This is a genomic window from Caballeronia sp. SBC1 (genome assembly GCF_011493005.1).
In the GTDB taxonomy this organism is placed as follows: Bacteria; Pseudomonadota; Gammaproteobacteria; order Burkholderiales; family Burkholderiaceae; genus Caballeronia.
In genome coordinates, this window is sequence record NZ_CP049156.1 from 933,439 (window position 1) to 949,881 (window position 16,443).

Annotated in this window: 13 protein-coding genes; 6 read left to right on the top strand and 7 right to left on the bottom strand. The window is 61.0% G+C overall.

The genetic code is table 11. The features are described 5' to 3' along the window. Positions 1–38 precede the first annotated feature (38 nt). Positions 39–458, bottom strand: a complete 420-nt coding sequence (locus SBC1_RS04040) for a PaaI family thioesterase (RefSeq protein ID WP_165087176.1) — start codon at positions 456–458, stop codon at positions 39–41. Positions 459–619: 161 nt separating this feature from the next. Here SBC1_RS04040 and SBC1_RS04045 point away from each other — a divergent pair, with 161 nt between their 5' ends. Next, positions 620–1,246 (top strand): ParA family protein, encoded by a 627-nt coding sequence (locus SBC1_RS04045; protein WP_165087178.1) that lies wholly within the window; start codon positions 620–622, stop codon positions 1,244–1,246. Between the two features lie 105 nt (positions 1,247–1,351). Here SBC1_RS04045 and panD read toward each other — a convergent pair whose 3' ends face one another. From panD to SBC1_RS04065, 4 genes are all read right to left on the bottom strand, one after another. Then, complete coding sequence (gene panD, locus SBC1_RS04050; protein ID WP_165087181.1) at positions 1,352–1,738, bottom strand: aspartate 1-decarboxylase; 387 nt, start codon at positions 1,736–1,738, stop codon at positions 1,352–1,354. A gap of 23 nt (positions 1,739–1,761) precedes the next feature. Next, on the bottom strand, positions 1,762–2,595 hold the full coding sequence (panC, locus tag SBC1_RS04055; RefSeq protein ID WP_165987380.1) for a pantoate--beta-alanine ligase: 834 nt from the start codon (positions 2,593–2,595) through the stop codon (positions 1,762–1,764). 105 nt (positions 2,596–2,700) lie between these two features. Continuing rightward, the gene (locus SBC1_RS04060; RefSeq protein ID WP_165093051.1) at positions 2,701–3,486 is read right to left on the bottom strand and encodes a ScpA family protein; all 786 of its coding nucleotides are present in this window, start codon (positions 3,484–3,486) and stop codon (positions 2,701–2,703) included. Between the two features lie 122 nt (positions 3,487–3,608). After that, the gene (locus tag SBC1_RS04065) at positions 3,609–3,797 is read right to left on the bottom strand and encodes a DUF3460 family protein (protein ID WP_179841320.1); all 189 of its coding nucleotides are present in this window, start codon (positions 3,795–3,797) and stop codon (positions 3,609–3,611) included. Between the two features lie 603 nt (positions 3,798–4,400). Here SBC1_RS04065 and SBC1_RS04070 point away from each other — a divergent pair. Together SBC1_RS04070 and SBC1_RS04075 are read left to right on the top strand one after the other, a co-directional pair. Then, positions 4,401–6,134: an autotransporter assembly complex family protein gene (locus SBC1_RS04070; protein WP_370469609.1), complete on the top strand. Its 1,734-nt coding sequence runs from the start codon at positions 4,401–4,403 to the stop codon at positions 6,132–6,134. 40 nt (positions 6,135–6,174) lie between these two features. Next, complete coding sequence (locus SBC1_RS04075; RefSeq protein ID WP_165987384.1) at positions 6,175–10,233, top strand: translocation/assembly module TamB domain-containing protein; 4,059 nt, start codon at positions 6,175–6,177, stop codon at positions 10,231–10,233. A 103-nt stretch (positions 10,234–10,336) separates the two neighbouring features. On the opposite strand, the gene metG is transcribed toward SBC1_RS04075, so the two are convergent. Beyond that, positions 10,337–12,496: a methionine--tRNA ligase gene (metG, locus tag SBC1_RS04080; protein ID WP_165087218.1), complete on the bottom strand. Its 2,160-nt coding sequence runs from the start codon at positions 12,494–12,496 to the stop codon at positions 10,337–10,339. 370 nt (positions 12,497–12,866) lie between these two features. Beyond that, positions 12,867–13,523, bottom strand: coding sequence for an OmpA family protein (locus SBC1_RS04085; RefSeq protein WP_165987386.1), 657 nt, complete (start codon positions 13,521–13,523; stop codon positions 12,867–12,869). 272 nt (positions 13,524–13,795) lie between these two features. Here SBC1_RS04085 and apbC point away from each other — a divergent pair, with 272 nt between their 5' ends. The 3 genes from apbC (at position 13,796) to dcd (ending at position 16,368) form a co-directional block, all read left to right on the top strand. Next, positions 13,796–14,884, top strand: a complete 1,089-nt coding sequence (gene apbC / locus SBC1_RS04090) for an iron-sulfur cluster carrier protein ApbC (protein WP_165087223.1) — start codon at positions 13,796–13,798, stop codon at positions 14,882–14,884. A 222-nt stretch (positions 14,885–15,106) separates the two neighbouring features. Then, positions 15,107–15,580, top strand: coding sequence for a superoxide dismutase family protein (locus SBC1_RS04095; protein WP_241202074.1), 474 nt, complete (start codon positions 15,107–15,109; stop codon positions 15,578–15,580). A 218-nt stretch (positions 15,581–15,798) separates the two neighbouring features. Further along, positions 15,799–16,368: a dCTP deaminase gene (dcd, locus tag SBC1_RS04100; RefSeq protein ID WP_047896066.1), complete on the top strand. Its 570-nt coding sequence runs from the start codon at positions 15,799–15,801 to the stop codon at positions 16,366–16,368. Positions 16,369–16,443: the final 75 nt, after the last annotated feature.

Genomic DNA, 16,443 nt, shown 5'->3' on the forward strand with positions numbered 1-16,443 from the left:
GCACGTACCCGTAGAAGCGCCTGATACCGGACACGCCTTCAATACAAGATCATCTGAGTGCATCGAAACAAGGCGATGGTTTTACCCTCGCCATTCGCCACGATCGCGTCCCACACCTGCGTGGTGCGGCCGAGATGAACGGCTGTGGCCTTGGCCGTGATGACTCCCTCGCGTGCCGTGCCTACATGGTTGCTCTTCAGCTCGACGGTCGTAAAATTCTTCGCACCCTCAGGCAGATGGGCGATGCAGGCGTAGCCGCAACACGTGTCGGCGAGACCGATCACCGTTGCCGCATGCAGGAAGCCGTTCGGTGCGAGCACTTCGGGCCGCACGGTTAGTTTGCCTGTGAGCGTGCCGCTTTCCAGCGATACGACTTGCACGCCGAGCAGCTCCGGCAGGCAGCCGCGCTGGCGTTCCCGCAGGTAGTCGAGGGTGATTTCCGGGCGCAATGTGGCCATGTTGCGGAGTCCTTGAAGTTGAGCGACGTTGTTGACGCGCATGGATTGAAATAGGCAAATCCGATAGTATCAACGGCTCGAACTTTTCACTTAATGCAGCGCTTACAGCACGCCCGGGATGTCGGGCGTGAAGCGCGGCCGACAACGCGTGGATTGAACCTATGACGGTGATCGTGGTGGCGAATCCGAAGGGCGGCGTGGGCAAGAGCACGCTGTCTACGAATCTGGCTGGATATTTTGCGGCAAACGGCGAGTGGGTTGCGCTCGCGGACCTGGACAAGCAGCAGTCAGCACACGGCTGGCTGGGCTTGCGCCCGGATACGCTGCCGAAGATAGAAGAGTGGAAAACCGATGTCGATGCGCCGTCGAAGCCGCCGAAAGGTCTGGAGAAGGCGGTTGTCGACACGCCTGCCGGGATTCACGGCACTCGTCTCGCACTGGCGCTGGAGCTGGCGGACAAGGTGATCGTGCCGTTGCAGCCGTCCATGTTCGATATCCTCGCCACGCAGGATTTTCTCGTTCGGCTGCAGAAGGAAAAGGCAGTGCGCAAGGGGACAATCGAGGTTGGCGTGGTGGGTATGCGGGTAGATGCCCGGACGAAATCAGCGGATCAGTTGCATCGGTTCGTGGAAGGGCTTGATCTGCCGGTGCTGGGTTTTATCCGCGATACGCAGAACTACGTGCAGGTCGCGGCGCACGGGCTCACTATCTGGGACGTCGCTAAAAGCCGGGTGGAGAAGGATATCGAGCAGTGGCAGCCGATTATTGAATGGGTGTCGAAGAAGTAGACGTAGGCGTGCAGGCGACCTTTCGGCCATAAAAAACGCCGGTTGGCTTCAATTCCATGAAGACCAACCGGCGTTTTTGCGTTTTTGCACCAGACAGAACCAGATTCAGGTCCAGTTCTGCGTCGGCACGTGGTCGCGGTTTCCCTTGATACGGTTCTTTTCATCGACGAACACGAGATCGGGCTTCCAGCCCGCCTTCCGTTCCGCCTCGTCGACCAGCGCGAACGCCGCAATGATCACCAGGTCGCCCAGTTGCGCCCGGCGTGCCGCCGATCCATTCAGCGAAATCATGCCGCTGCCGCGCTCACCCTTGATGGCATAGGTGGTCAGGCGCTCGCCGTTGTTCACGTTCCAGATATCGATCTGCTCGTTTTCAACCAGATTTGCGGCTTCCAGCAGATCTTCGTCGATGGCGCACGAGCCTTCGTAATGCAATTCGCAATGCGTGACCGTGGCGCGGTGAATTTTCGATTTCAAAAGCGTTCGCTGCATGCGTATCTCACTCAATTTTTCGTTCAAATTTCCAGGTTATCGATCAAGCGGGTCGTGCCCAGCTTGGCGGCGGCCAGCACGACGAGCGGTGTCGCGGTATCGGCCGGGCCGGGTGGCAGCAGGTCCACGCGCTTTCTCACCGCGATGTAATCGGGCTGCCAGCCGCGCTGTGCAAGCGATTCCACGGCTTCTTTTTCTATCGATGCAAAGTCGCGATTACCCGCCAGCACCGCGTCGCGTACGCGATTCAGCGTTTTTGCAAGGATCGGCGCCTCGGCGCGCTCGGCCGCCTGCAGGAAGCGATTGCGCGAACTGAGCGCCAGGCCGTCGGCGTCGCGCACGGTTTCAGCAGCGATGATCTCGGTAGGCAGCGCAAACTGGTGGCACATCTGCCGCACGATCATCAGTTGCTGATAATCCTTTTTGCCGAAGACGGCCACGCGCGGCTGCACGCACGACATCAGCTTCATCACGACCGTACACACGCCCTGGAAGAAACCCGGCCGGAATTCGCCTTCCAGAATGTCGCCCAGATTAGTTGGCGGATGAACCCGGTACTGCTGCGGCTCCGGATAAAGATCGGCTTCGGTCGGCGCGAACAGCACGTACACGTTCTCGGCCTGCAATTTTTCGATATCGTCTTGCAGGGTGCGCGGGTATTTGTCGAAATCTTCGTTCGGTCCGAACTGCAACCGGTTCACGAAAATGCTGGCAACCACCGGGTCCCCGTGCTGGCGCGCCAGCCGCATGAGCGACAGGTGGCCTTCGTGCAGGTTGCCCATGGTAGGGACAAAGGCGGTTCGGTTTTGGCCGCGCAACTGGTCGCGCAGTTCATGGATCGAGCTGATGACTTTCATCTAGCAGGTGTCTCCTGGCGGGCAGCTTTGAAAACGCTGCTCCAAGGGGAAAGAAAGGGGAAGGGCGCCGCGCTGCTTATGCGCCATCTATGCACTACGGAAGGCTTAAGCCGGCGAATACGCGAGCCTCACGTAGATGGGTGCATACGGTTCGGCCTGGGTGATTTCAATCAGCGCTTCACGCGACAGTTCCAGCATCGCGATGAAATTCACGACCACGACAGGCACGCCGCGCGACGGGTCGAAGAGATCGCCGAATTCCATGAAGCGGTTGTTTTGCAGGCGCCGCAGGATCACGCTCATATGCTCCCGCACCGACAATTCCTCGCGCGAGATCTTGTGATGCTCGACCAGCCGGGCGCGCTTGATGACGTCGGCCCAGGCAGCGCGCAAATCGTTTGCATCGACGTCGGGGAAGCGTTGCGCCGAGCTCTGCTCGACGAACACGTCTGCCCGGAGGAAGTCGCGACCCAGTTGCGGCAGGTGGTCCAGGCGCTGCGCCGCGAGCTTCATCTGCTCGTATTCCAGCAGGCGCCGCACGAGTTCGGCACGCGGATCTTCCGCTTCCTCGCCGGTATCCGCCTTTTTCACCGGCAGCAGCATGCGCGACTTGATCTCGATCAGCATGGCCGCCATCAACAGATATTCCGCTGCGAGTTCCAGGTTGGATTCGCGAATCTGGTCGACGTAGCCCAAATACTGGCGAGTGACGTCGGCCATCGGGATGTCGAGGACGTTGAAATTCTGCTTGCGGATCAGGTACAGCAGCAAGTCGAGCGGACCTTCGAACGCTTCGAGGAAAATCTCGAGTGCGTCCGGCGGGATATACAGATCCGTGGGCAGCTTCCAGAGCGGTTCGCCGTACAGATGGGCAAACGCCACGCCGTCAATGGTATTCGGCGTGGAGTCGGTCGTGGGCGCGGCTAGCGCCGCGGCGCGATCTTCCTTGCCCGAGTGTCCTGGGCGTCCCGAACGCTCCGAAGCCGGCTGCGCCTCGCGGGCGGCACTCACGTTCAGAAGTTCTGGTAGTAGACGTAGGGCGTTTGTTCGACTCGCGATGTCTTGATTTCCGAGCGCTCGTCGAGGTCTATAGGCTGCTTATCCCACAACAGCGCACGGCCTTGACGCTGCTCTGCTTCGAGCGACGGTTTCTGCTCTTTCATCTGATTGATGAACTGGGTGATGTCCGACAGGTACATGATTCGACTTCCGTTGGCTCAGAGCGATTCGAAAACAGGCGCGGCGGAGACTCAAGCGAGACGCCGCCGTGATTCAGCGCAATTTTACCGCAAGCATCAGGCAGCGGAGCGGTTAACCCGCTGGAAGGTCGCCGGAAACCGGAGACATCGGTCGATCGGTCTACTGAAACGGCCCGGCAGACAACGGTAAAACCCTGTCAATTATTGAAACACCCAAGGAACAAGCACGGCGGAGAGCCGTCCAAGGCGCACCTCCCGCATTTTTAGGAGCGGTGAGGCTTAGCGGGCAACGGTCGGTCCGTGAGTTGTCCGATCGGCCAACCCAGCGGTTTTTGGGACAGACGGCCGCGCCAGTGTGGTGAAATAGCGCCTGCTGGACCGACGCTCGGCGTTTACCCCACAATGCGCCAGCATCGAGCCGGCACTGAGCGCTGGCCGTCCCGTATCACCCATGCAATCTCATTAATTCAACCCCGGAGGTCTCGTTTGGCGGGGCGCCTGTTTGATCCGCTGCGCTTCAAGCGCGGGCAAGCCGATGACCGGCGGCTGAAGCCGCCGGTCATCGCGTCGTCGAAGGCGCCTTCCCGTGCGTGGTGGTGGTCATCCGTGCGCCGTGTCGTCTGGTCGTTCCACGCGCTGGCGCTCTTTGCCGTGGCTCAACCGGCGCATGCCAAATACGACGTGGATATTGACGCACCGCGCAGTGTCCGGTCGCTGTTGAAAGACCATCTGGATTTATCGCGTTTCAAGAAGCGTGACGACATCAGCGACGAACAATTCGACTTCCTGGTCACGGCCACGCCGCAGGAGGTCCGCGATCTCGTTGCGACCGACGGTTATTTCACCCCCGTCGTGCGCACCGACGTGAAACATGACGGCGATAAAAAGTCCGTCACCATCAGCGTCGATCCCGGTCCGCAGACCAAGGTCGCGTCCGTTTCGCTGACGTTCAAGGGGGCGATCACGACCGAAGACCCCGCGCAGGAAAACACCGCGCGTCTTGCGTTTTCAGTCAAGGAAGGCGATCCGTTCTCACAAAGCGCGTGGGACGACGCGAAGAATGCCGCGCTCAAAGCGCTGCAGGCCCGCCGGTATCTTGGTGCGAAAATCTCGCAGTCGAAGGCGCGCGTGAATCCGCGCACGCATATAGCGGATTTGTCGGTGACATTCGACAGCGGCCCGACCTTCACCTTCGGCAAGCTCGACATCAGCGGCGTGCGGCGTTACCCGGAACAGATCATTCACAACGTGGACCGGATTCATCCAGGCGATACCTACGACGTCGCGCGCGTGAACGAGTTGCAGCGCCAGCTGCAGAACACGCCGTATTACGCGTCGGTCGCTATCGACGCGGACAACGACGTAACCAAGCCAAATGAAACGCCGATGCACCTGAAGGTCAGCGAGTATCCGTACAACAGCGTGCGTTACGGCGTGGGTTACGCGACAGATACCGGTCCGCACATCCAGGGCGCTTACAGTTACCTCGATACCTTCGGCAAGGCTTATCCGTTCACCATATCCGGGCGTCTGGACCAGACCCAGCAATACGGCCAGGTGCAGCTCGCCATGCCGCCGGACGGCCGCACCTGGGTGAACAGCGTGCTGGCTTCATACACGAACACGAACGTATCCGACACGCGCATCTACAGCGCTCGCGTGGGCGTGCAGCGCACGCGCTCGCTGCAGAACATAGACACCACGTATTCGCTGCTGTTCTATGACGACCGGCTGACGCAGAATGGCGCCCCACCCTCCACCAGCCGGGCGCTCGTGCCGTCGTGGCAATGGGTGCGCCGTAACGTGGACGATCCGCTGTTTCCGCGCTCGGGCAATCTGATCCGCGCGGAAGCGGACGTGGCGGTGAAGGGCATCCTCACCGATCAAACTTTTGGGCGCCTTTATACAAACCTGCTGCAATACGTGCCGCTGGGCAAGCGCGACCTGTTTGTGTTCCGCGCGGAGTTCGGCGGGGTGTTTACGGCGGGCAGTTCGAGCGGCATTCCCGCGTCGCTGCTGTTCCGCGCGGGCGGTGCGAATTCGGTGCGCGGTTATGGTTACCAGAGCATAGGTAACGAGGTCGATGGCTCAGTATTGCCGACCAAGTATCTGATGACCGGCAGCACGGAGTATCAGCACTGGTTTTCGCACGATTGGGGCGGCGCGGTGTTCTTCGATATAGGCACGGCCACCGACACCTGGAAAGAGCGCGTATTCGAGCCGGGCACGGGCGTGGGCGTGCGCTGGCGCAGCCCGGTCGGGCCGGTGAACGTGGATATTGCGTATGGCTTCAAGAACCGGGAAATACGCCCGTACCTGACGCTTGGGATCGCCTTTTGATGAATTTGCCTAGAGTATTTCTTCACTTGTTCCTGCACGCATGAGCGACCAGAACGGCCAATCTCCTGCAGGCCAACCGGACCCTTCCGAGGACCGGGGGAACGGCGCGTCTGAACACAGCACACCCGCGCCGAAGCCACGGCGCGGCGGCTGGCGGCGCCTGGCCAAATGGCTCGGCGGGTCTGTGCTGGTGCTTGTGCTGTGCTTCGTGCTCGGCGTTGCAATGATCCTGTACGCGCTCAACAGCGAGCGCGGGACGCGCTATGTATGGCAGGCGGCGACGTCGCTGCTCGGCGGCCGGCTGAGCGGCACGCTAGACGGCGGCGTGATTGCGACGGGCTTGCAGTTGCGCAACGTCCACTGGAAGAGTCTCGACGGCAAGGGAACAGATATTGCCGTGGACAGCGCTTCCGGCCGATGGGAACTGACGCGCGCGCCGTTACGTTTCACCATCGATTATTTGCACGTTGGTACGGTCGATGCGCGCATTGCGCCTTCGCCAAAAGACACGAGCAAGACCGAGTTGCCGCAGGATTTGCGCTTGCCGATCCAGCTTGCGGTGAGCGACGTCACGCTCAACAAGCTGCGCCTCCATGAAGGCGCGACGACCACCGAATTCTCGCGGCTCGCACTCGACGGACACAGCGATGGCCGTTATCACGAGGCCCGCATCCAGCGCCTCGATACGCCGTTCGGCGCCATCACCGCCGCCTTGAAACTCGATGGTGGCGCGCGCCCGTTTCCGCTGACCGGCGATGCCGGTTATTCGGGCGAGGTCAGCGGCGAGGCCGTGCAGGTGGCTGCGCATTTGACGGGGTCGCTGGAAAACCTGGCTGCCGATATCAACGCGAGCGGCCTGAAGCTCAAGGGGCAGGCGCACGTTGAGGCTGCGCCGTTCGGCGACGTGCCGCTCAAGCGCGCGCTGGTGACTATCGATCACGTCAATCCGCAGGCGTTCAGCCCGAGCGCGCCCTTCGCGGATCTCGCGTTGCGCGCCGAACTGAAGCCCGATCCGGCTACGCCGAACGCGCTGGTGGTAACCGGGCCGGTATCGATCGTGAATGCGAAGCCCGGCTCAGTCGACAAGCAACTGCTTCCGTTGATCGATGCCCGCGCGAACGTGAAGCTCGATGCATCGGCGCAAATCATCTCCGACCTGAACGTGCGGCTGCTGAAGGACGCCACCGTCACCGGCGGCGGAACGCTCAAGGGCGGGACAGGTCAGTTCGACCTGAGGGTCGCGAAGCTTGACCTGAACGCAATCGAATCGACCATTCGGCCCACGCAATTTGCCGGGCCGATCGGCATCCATCTCGCAGGTGATACACAAACCATCACGCTGGACCTCAACGACCCGAAAGCGGCGTTGCACGCGCAAGGCAAGGTCACGCTCGACGCCAGGCAAACCGCGTTCGATGGCGTGAAACTGAGCGTAGGGAAAGGCCGTATCGAGCTGAGCGGCGCGCTGCAAAAAGACACGCATTCGAGCTATGACCTGAAGGCTAAGCTCATCGATTTCAATCCGCTGCTACTGACCGACGAACTGGTCGCGAAGCCTCCGCCGAAGGGATCCAAAGCGAAGCCGGCGGCGAAGTCCCGGCCCATCGAAGCACGCGTGAACGGCACGCTGTCGGCAACGGGTGTGCTCGCGCCCACGCTTACCACCAAGGCCCAGTTCAAGCTCGGTGACAGCGTCTACGACAACCTCCCGCTCACCGGCGCGGGCACCATCCAGGTCGTGGGAACGCGCATCCTGCCGAGCACGGCAACGCTTTCCATAGCGGGTAACGACGTCGATCTCAACGGCAGTTTCGGCGCGCCGGGCGATCGCCTGCGTTTTCGTATCGATGCACCGCAGCTCGAGCGGCTGGGTTTCGGACTGGCAGGGCTCATCAAGGCCGACGGCGATGTCACCGGTTCGTTCGCGCATCCGAATCTGGCGGCTAACTATCAGGCCGACAGCGTGGTGTTCGGTGCGAACCGAGTTGGCCATGCAGAAGGCCGGGCGGAAGCCCGCGACGGTGCAAACGGCGCGCTGATATTCACGCTTCAGGCACGCGATGTCAGCACGGAGGGCGTCGATCTCGCGAGCCTCGACGCAAACCTGAACGGCACGCGCGCGAACCATACGCTCAACGCAACCGCGGTTGGCAAGGTGCGTGGTAACGCGGTCAACCTGACGCTGGCCGCGAGCGGCCGCCTGACCGATGCCCGCGACGGCGCGCATTGGGACGGCACGGTGACGCGCTTGTCGAACAAGGGCACGCCGAATGTGAATCTCGACGCGCCGGTAACCGTGAGCTACGCGCCAAACCACGTGGCGCTGGGCGCGACGCGCTTGTCGGCGGAAGGCGCCGTGCTTGACTTGAAATCGTTCGCGCTCGATGGCGGGCGCATCAGTTCGGCTGGCCAGTTGACGAACCTCTCGGTGGCGCGGTTGCTCGAAATCCGTCAGGAGCTGGAGGGCGGACCGCCACCGGCCAAGACCGATCTGGTTTTCGATGGTGACTGGAATTTTGCGCTCGGCGCCACCGCGACGGGCTACGTGCAACTGAAGCGGCGTTCGGGCGATGTCTCCATTGACGCCGCCCGCGGCGTCGCGGCGCTCGGCATCACGGACATAACCGCGCGCGCGGACTTCACCGGCGGCAATCGGCTCAACGCGACGGTGCACGCGCAGGCAACGCGGATCGGCGTGATTGATGCCAATGTCCACACGAACCTGGTGGCGCGCGACGGTGTGCTCACGGTTGCTGACGAAGCGCCGCTGAGCGGAGCGATTGACGCGAGCGTTCCAACGCTGCGCACGACCGGCGGGTTGTTCGGCCCGGCTTATTTGCTCGATGGTCGCCTTGCGCTGAAGCTGACCATCGCGGGGATCGTTGCAAAACCGACTTTGTCGGGCATGCTCACCGGCGACGCGTTGTCGGTCACGGTCATCGACCAGGGCGTGCAGTTGAAGGACGGCGTGATCCGGATTGCGTTGTCGGAGAATCTTGTCGATTTCCAGCAGGTCGAGTTTCACGGCGCGAGCGGCACGTTGCGCGCGACCGGGAAGGTGCGGCTGGATCAGCAGCAGCCGGACCTGACCGCCAGCATCATTGCTGACAAGCTTGAACTGTTTGCGTCGCCTGACCGGCAGTTGCAGTTGTCGGGGAGCGCGTCCGTGGCAAACGCAGGTTTGCAGGGCGGCATGGCGATTGACGGCAAGTTCACTGTTGATCACGCGCTCTTCGATTTGCCTGAGCAATCGGCGCCGTCGCTTGGCGACGACGTCGTGATCGTGCGGCCCGACGGTACCGTGAAGGGCGAGGATCAGCACGTTGTCGCGACCGGCGAGAAGCCCGTGGGTGCGTTCGCGCCGCGCGCGAATATTGATATCAATCTCGGCCAGAAATTTCGCTTCCGTGGTGCGGGCGCAGACCTTGGCCTGGCCGGCACCGTCACCGCGATGAGCGCGCCGAACATGCCGCTGCGGGCGGTGGGCAACGTGCGCGTGACGCCGGGTTCTACCTATACGGCGTTTGGGCGGAAGCTGGGTATCGAAAACGGCTTTTTCACGTTCAACGGACCGGTCGCGAATCCCGGCATCAATATCCTGGCGATGCGGCGCAATCAGGAAATCGAGGCCGGTGTGCAGGTGACGGGCACCGTGCAGTCGCCGGTTGCCAAGCTGATCTCAGAGCCGAACGTGCCGGATAACGAGAAGTTGTCGTGGTTGCTTTTCGGGCATGGCACGGATCAGGGCAACAACATTGGTCAGCAGAGCGCGATGACGAATGCGCTCGCATTGCTGGGAAGTTCGCAGGGCAAGCGGATTGCGCAGACGTTCGGGCTGGATGAGTTTTCGATTGGTACTAGTGAGGTTGGGCTGACCGATCCGCAAGTCGTGATGTTGTCGAAGGCGATCAATGAACGGCTCGTGCTTGGCTATGAGCAGGGTCTGCAGTCGGCGAGCAATGCGATCAAGGCGACGCTGAGCCTGTCGCGCTTTTGGTCGATATCGGCATACGGCGGCACGTTCCAGGGCATGGATCTGCTTTACACGCGGCGATTCGATTCGTGGTCGCGAAGGAATGGGCCGACAGAGGGGAAGTAGATTGCGGACCGCATGAAAGCTAAAAGGCCGTTTCTAACGTGAGTTGGAAACGGCCTTTTGCTCTTGCGTTCGCGCGCCTTGAAAAACCGCGCCAGCCGTACTTTTACTTCACGCGCATACCCGGCTTGGCGCCGCCGTGCGGTTCGAGGATGTACAAACCCGGTTCGGCCTTCTCGTCGTCGGCGGAAGCGGCCAGCACCATGCCTTCCGACAGCCCGAACTTCATCTTGCGCGGCGCCAGATTCGCGACCATTACCGTGAACTTTCCGATCAGGTCCTGTGGCTGATAGGCCGACTTGATCCCGGAGAACACGTTGCGGGTTTTTTCCTCGCCAACATCCAGTGTCAGTTGCAGCAGCTTGTCCGACCCTTCGACCGCTGTGCAATTCACGATCTTCGCGATTCGCAGATCGACCTTGGCGAAGTCATCGATGGAAATCACGCCTTCCGCTTCTGGCTCTTTCACCTTCGCCGCTTTCTTTGACGCAGAAGCAGAAGTAGCCGCGGGCGCGGCAGCAACGGCTTGCCCCGGCGCGACCGATTCCCGGTTGGCCGCGATCAGCGCTTCAATCTGCTTCGGATCGACGCGCGTCATCAAGTGCTTGTACGCGTTGATCGGCTGCGAAGAACTGAGCGGTGTGGAAACATCCGACCAGACCAGCGGCGCGATGCCGAGGAACCCTTCCACCGATTCCGCCAGCACCGGCAGCACCGGCTTCAACGCCAGCGACAGCAAACGGAATGCTTCCAGGCTCACGCTGCACGTTTCATGCAGCGCGGCGGCGTTGGCTTCGTCTTTCGCCTGATCCCAGGGCTTCGCGGTATCGACAAACGCGTTGACGGTATCGGCGAGATCCATGGTTGTGCGCAACGCCCGCCCGTACTCACGCGCCTCGTAGAGCGCCGAGATCTGCGGCACCGCTGCGCGCAATTGCAGCAGCAGCGGATGATTCATCGCGCCGTCCAGCACGCGGCCCTCGAAACGCTTGATCAGGAATCCCGCCGCCCGGCTCGCGATATTCACGTATTTGCCGACCAGATCGCTGTTCACGCGCGCCTGGAAGTCATCGAGGCTCAGGTCGATGTCTTCCATTGTGTGGTTCAGCTTCGCGGCGAAGTAGTAGCGCAGCCACTCGGGATTAATCCCGGTATCGATCACGCTTTTCGCCGTGATAAATGTGCCGCGCGACTTGGACATCTTCGCGCCGTCGACGGTGAGAAAGCCGTGAGCGAACACGTTTGTCGGCGTGCGATGACCGGAAAACTCCAGCATCGCGGGCCAGAATAGCGTGTGGAAATACAGGATGTCCTTGCCGATAAAGTGATACTGCTCCGTCTTCGATCCCGGCCGGATCCACTCCTCGAAATCGAGGCCGCGCGCATCCGCCAGATTCTTGAAGCTGGCGTAGTAACCCACGGGCGCGTCCACCCAGACGTAGAAATACTTGCCCGGCGCACCCGGGATTTCGAAGCCGAAATACGGCGAGTCGCGCGAAATATCCCAGTCGGCGAGTTTGGCCTCGCCCTTGTCACCGAGCCATTCGCGCATCTTGTTCGTGGCTTCCGGCTGGGCGAGCCCGCTGACCCAGCCGCGCAGGAAATCTTCGCAACGCGGGTCGGAGAGACGGAAGAAATAGTGCGTCGAGGTTTTGCGCACCGGCGTTGCGCCCGAAACCACCGAATACGGGTTGATCAGATCGAGCGGCTGGTAGGTGGACCCGCAGACTTCGCAGTTGTCGCCGTACTGGTCTTTCGCGCCGCACTTCGGGCATTCGCCCTTGATGAAGCGGTCGGGCAGGAACATTTCCTTGACCGGATCGTAGGCTTGTTCAATGTCGCGCGCTTCAATTAGTCCGGCCGCCTTCAGCGAACCGTAGATGGATTCGCACAGCACGCGGTTTTCTTCGGCGTCGGTGGAGTAGTAATTGTCGAACGAGATGCCGAAGCTGTCGAAATCGCGTTTGTGCTCTTTCCCCACGCGTTCGATCAACTGCTTCGGCGTGATGCCTTCCTGCTCGGCGCGCAGCATGATTGGCGTGCCGTGGGTATCGTCAGCGCCGACGTAGTAGACCTCGTGACCGTGCATTCGCAGCGAGCGCACCCAGATATCGGTCTGGATGTATTCGACCATATGGCCAATATGAATCTGACCGTTCGCGTACGGAAGCGCGGACGTGACGAGAATTCGGCGAAGGCCGGGCGTGGCGGGCGCCACTGCGGAAACGGATGTAGACGAGGTGGGTGCTGATGAGGGTGCTGACATAAGGCGCTGGCCTGCGGTTGAAGAATTCAGTGATTGCGTGAAAAAGCGAATCACGATTCTAACAGCCAAGGGTCTTTCGTTCGCACTCGGGCGGTAATGGAGCGCGGGGAGGGGCGGCCGGGGTTGGCCGGAGGACACCTCCCAAAATCCAGACGAAAAAAAACCGGGGCGATTAACGGATTAACGGCCCCGGAGCAACAACGACAAGAGGAGAATGGCACGTGGCGGCAAAGCCAGCCACCTACCGTTAATACAGACACGGACTGCCAAGGCAAAGTTTCAAATATTTTTCGTATCCGCTGTTCTTCTGCGAAACGAATCGAACCTCCGACCCTGCAACCGCATCAATCCCTCTTGTAAATCAACCGTCTTACTGAACCTGACCCGGCTGCGCGGTCGCGCGCAGGTAGATTTCCACGCGACGGTTCTGCGCACGGCCAGCTTCAGTGCTGTTGTCAGCAATAGGCTGGGTCTGGCCCATGCCCTGTGCCGACAGACGTTGACCTGCCACGCCGCGGCTTGCCAGATACGAAGCCACGCTTTGTGCACGATTCTGCGACAGCGTCTGGTTGTACGCCGGCTGGCCCGTGCTGTCCGTATGACCCACCACTTGCGCGATCAGCTCAGGATGCTGCGTGAGCGTTTGCGTGACCTGGTCGAGCACCGGTGCGAAACCGGGCTTGATCGCGTAGCTGTTGGTGTCGAACGAGATCGAGTTCGGAATGTTGACCTTCAGCGATCCGTCCGGCTGTTCCGTCACCTGCGTGCCCGTGCCCTTCGTTGCGCCCGTCAGCTTGCCCTTGATGGCTTGCCAGTTGTAGCCGGTAATGCCGCCGGCCGCTGCGCCGACGCCTGCGCCGATAGCCGCACCCTTACCGCCGCCGAAGATTGCGCCAAGCGCCGCGCCCGACGCCGCGCCAATGCCCGTGCCAACGGCGGCGTTATTGCCTTGCTGGGTTGCGCAGCCGGCGACAAGCGTGCCCGCTACAGCGATTACGCACAAGCGGGTCATCATTTTCGAGTTCATTGTTCATTCTCCAGGATACCAATTCAGACAAAGCCAGTACCGACGGTCCGAAAGGAGCCCAGTAGGGTCTTCCGGTGAGTCGTTGCGGCTGCCACTACAATACGGCCAAGGATTCAAGCGATTATAACGATGCGTCCCCGAATCATGGCAGCGTGGGATAGTGCATCGCACACTGCGGCGACGCAATGTCATGCAACAATTCCTTTCAATTTCATACTTTGCGTGCGGACCATTCGATCCGCAATCGCAAAAAGCGTTCCCCTGGAGTTTCGATGAGTCTTGATCGCGCCCAGATCGACACCGCGCTCAGCGGTTTGATCGATCCCAACACCAGCCGCACTTTCGCGGACACGAAAAGCATCCGTAGCGTGGCCGTGGACGGGGCAAACGTCAGCGTGAACATCGTGCTCGGTTATCCGGCGAAAAGCCAGTTCGACGCCATCCGCACGCTTGTGGCGAACGCCGTCGCTGGCGTGCCAGGCGTGGCTGGCGTACAGGTCACGGTGGCCTCGCAGGTGGTCGCGCACGCGGTCCAGCGCGGTGTAAAGCTGCTGCCGAACGTGAAGAACATCATTGCGGTCGCGTCGGGCAAGGGCGGGGTCGGCAAGAGCACGACCGCCGTGAACCTGGCGCTTGCGCTGGCGGCCGAAGGCGCGTCGGTCGGCATGCTGGACGCGGATATCTACGGGCCGTCGCTGCCCATGATGCTTGGCATTACCGGCCGGCCGGAATCGCCCGACAACACCTCGATGAACCCCATGGTGGGCCACGGTATCCAGGCCAACTCGATCGGTTTCCTGATCGAACAGGATAATCCCATGGTATGGCGTGGCCCGATGGTCACGTCCGCCCTCGAACAATTGCTGCGCCAGACCAATTGGAAGGACCTCGATTACCTGGTCGTCGACATGCCGCCCGGCACCGGCGACATCCAGCTCACGCTCTCGCAGAAAGTGCCCGTCACGGGCGCGGTGATCGTCACCACGCCGCAGGACATCGCGTTGCTGGACGCCAAGAAGGGTCTGAAGATGTTCGAGAAAGTGGGCATCCCGATCCTGGGCATCGTGGAGAACATGAGCACGCATATCTGCTCGAATTGCGGCCACGAAGAACATATTTTTGGCGCGGGCGGGGGCGAGCGGATGTCGAAGGAATATGGCGTGCCGGTGCTCGGCCACTTGCCGCTCGATATCGCGATCCGCGAGAAAACCGATGCGGGCCAGCCGACGGTGATCTCGGAACCGGACAGCAAGATTGCCGAGGCTTATCGGTCCATCGCGCGCAAGGTGGCTATTTCGATTGCCGAACGCCAGCGTGACATGACGTCGATGTTCCCCACCATCGTAGTGCAAAACACTTAGGCGGCACGAAGACGCGGGCGATTTTGGCGGCGCGTGTCGCGGTATCATGTCGCCTTGATTGGCGCGGCCAGGTGAACACACGGGGTGGTCGCGGGTCGCCATGAGGATCGCATGAAACAAAGATTCGACGGGCTTGAATCGCGCAGACTGCCTGCCGCGAGACACCCGGTCCCGAGCCTGATACTGAGTTTGAGCACGACTGTCAGCGTGTTGGCCAGTGTCATGCTGCTCGGCGGCTGCGGCCTCCTGTTCCAGAACCACGAAAAACGTGCCGACGCCACGTTGCAGCCTACCGGCGGCAATACGGTGACTGGCACGGTTACGTTCATCGAACGCGCAGACGGTGTCCAGGTGTCTTACAACCTGTCGGGAATGCCGCCCAATAGCGAGCACGCACTGCAGATTCACGAACGCGGCGATTGCATCATCGCAACCTCGTCCGACGGCGGCCCGGTTTTCGCGCCGGCGTCCGAGCGCAGCGACTCCGGCACCAAGGTTGAAGGCGACCTGGCCAGCATTCGCGCCGACGCGAACGGTACGGCGACGGGCTTCATTGTCGCGCCGGATGTGTCGCTTGACGGCGTGCGCTCGGTGTTGTCGCGCGCCATCGTGCTTCATCGCGACGCCGCCGACACCTACGCCATCGTGCCGCATGGCGCCGGTCCCGCTCTCGCGTGCGGTGTGATCCGGCAGTGATCCTTCATCTTTCAATGAAATCAGGCTGTTGGGACGCGTGACCCAGCCGCTTGGCATAGCCGCGTCGCGCAGCCGGCGCATCAAGTAAAATACGGGCTTCTCGTCTGGTCTGGCTGGCTTCGGCGTGCTTCTGCATTCATCCCGAGTCTCCGGCCACGCCCTGTTTCAAGCCCGGCGGCCCCTTTCAAGCCGCCTCTTTCGTTGGGTAGCGTTCCCTTATGAGCATCAAGTCCGACAAGTGGATCCGGCGCATGGCCGAAGAGCACAACATGATCGAGCCGTTCGTGCGCGATCAGGTGCGGGTGTCCGAAGACGGCCGCAAGATCGTGAGCTATGGCACATCCAGTTACGGTTATGACATTCGTGTGGCAGACGAATTCAAGATCTTCACGAACATCAATTCCACGATTGTCGACCCGAAGAATTTCGACGAAAAATCGTTCGTCGACTTCAAGGGCGACGTCTGCATCATCCCGCCGAACTCGTTCGCACTTGCGCGAACGGTCGAATATTTCCGGATTCCGCGCTCGTGCCTGACCGTTTGTCTCGGCAAATCCACGTACGCCCGCTGCGGGATCATTGTGAACGTGACGCCGTTCGAGCCGGAATGGGAAGGGTATGTGACGCTCGAATTCTCGAATACGACACCATTGCCTGCCAAAATCTACGCGAACGAAGGCGTGGCGCAGGTTCTCTTCTTTGAAAGCGATGAGATCTGCGAGACCTCATACGCCGATCGTGGGGGCAAGTATCAAGGGCAAATCGGCGTAACACTGCCGAAAACCTGACGTTTCTTGCTTGTTAGAAACGTCATTGCAACGCTTTTTGAAAGACCGCTGGACTCGAGCACGCACAACTCGGTC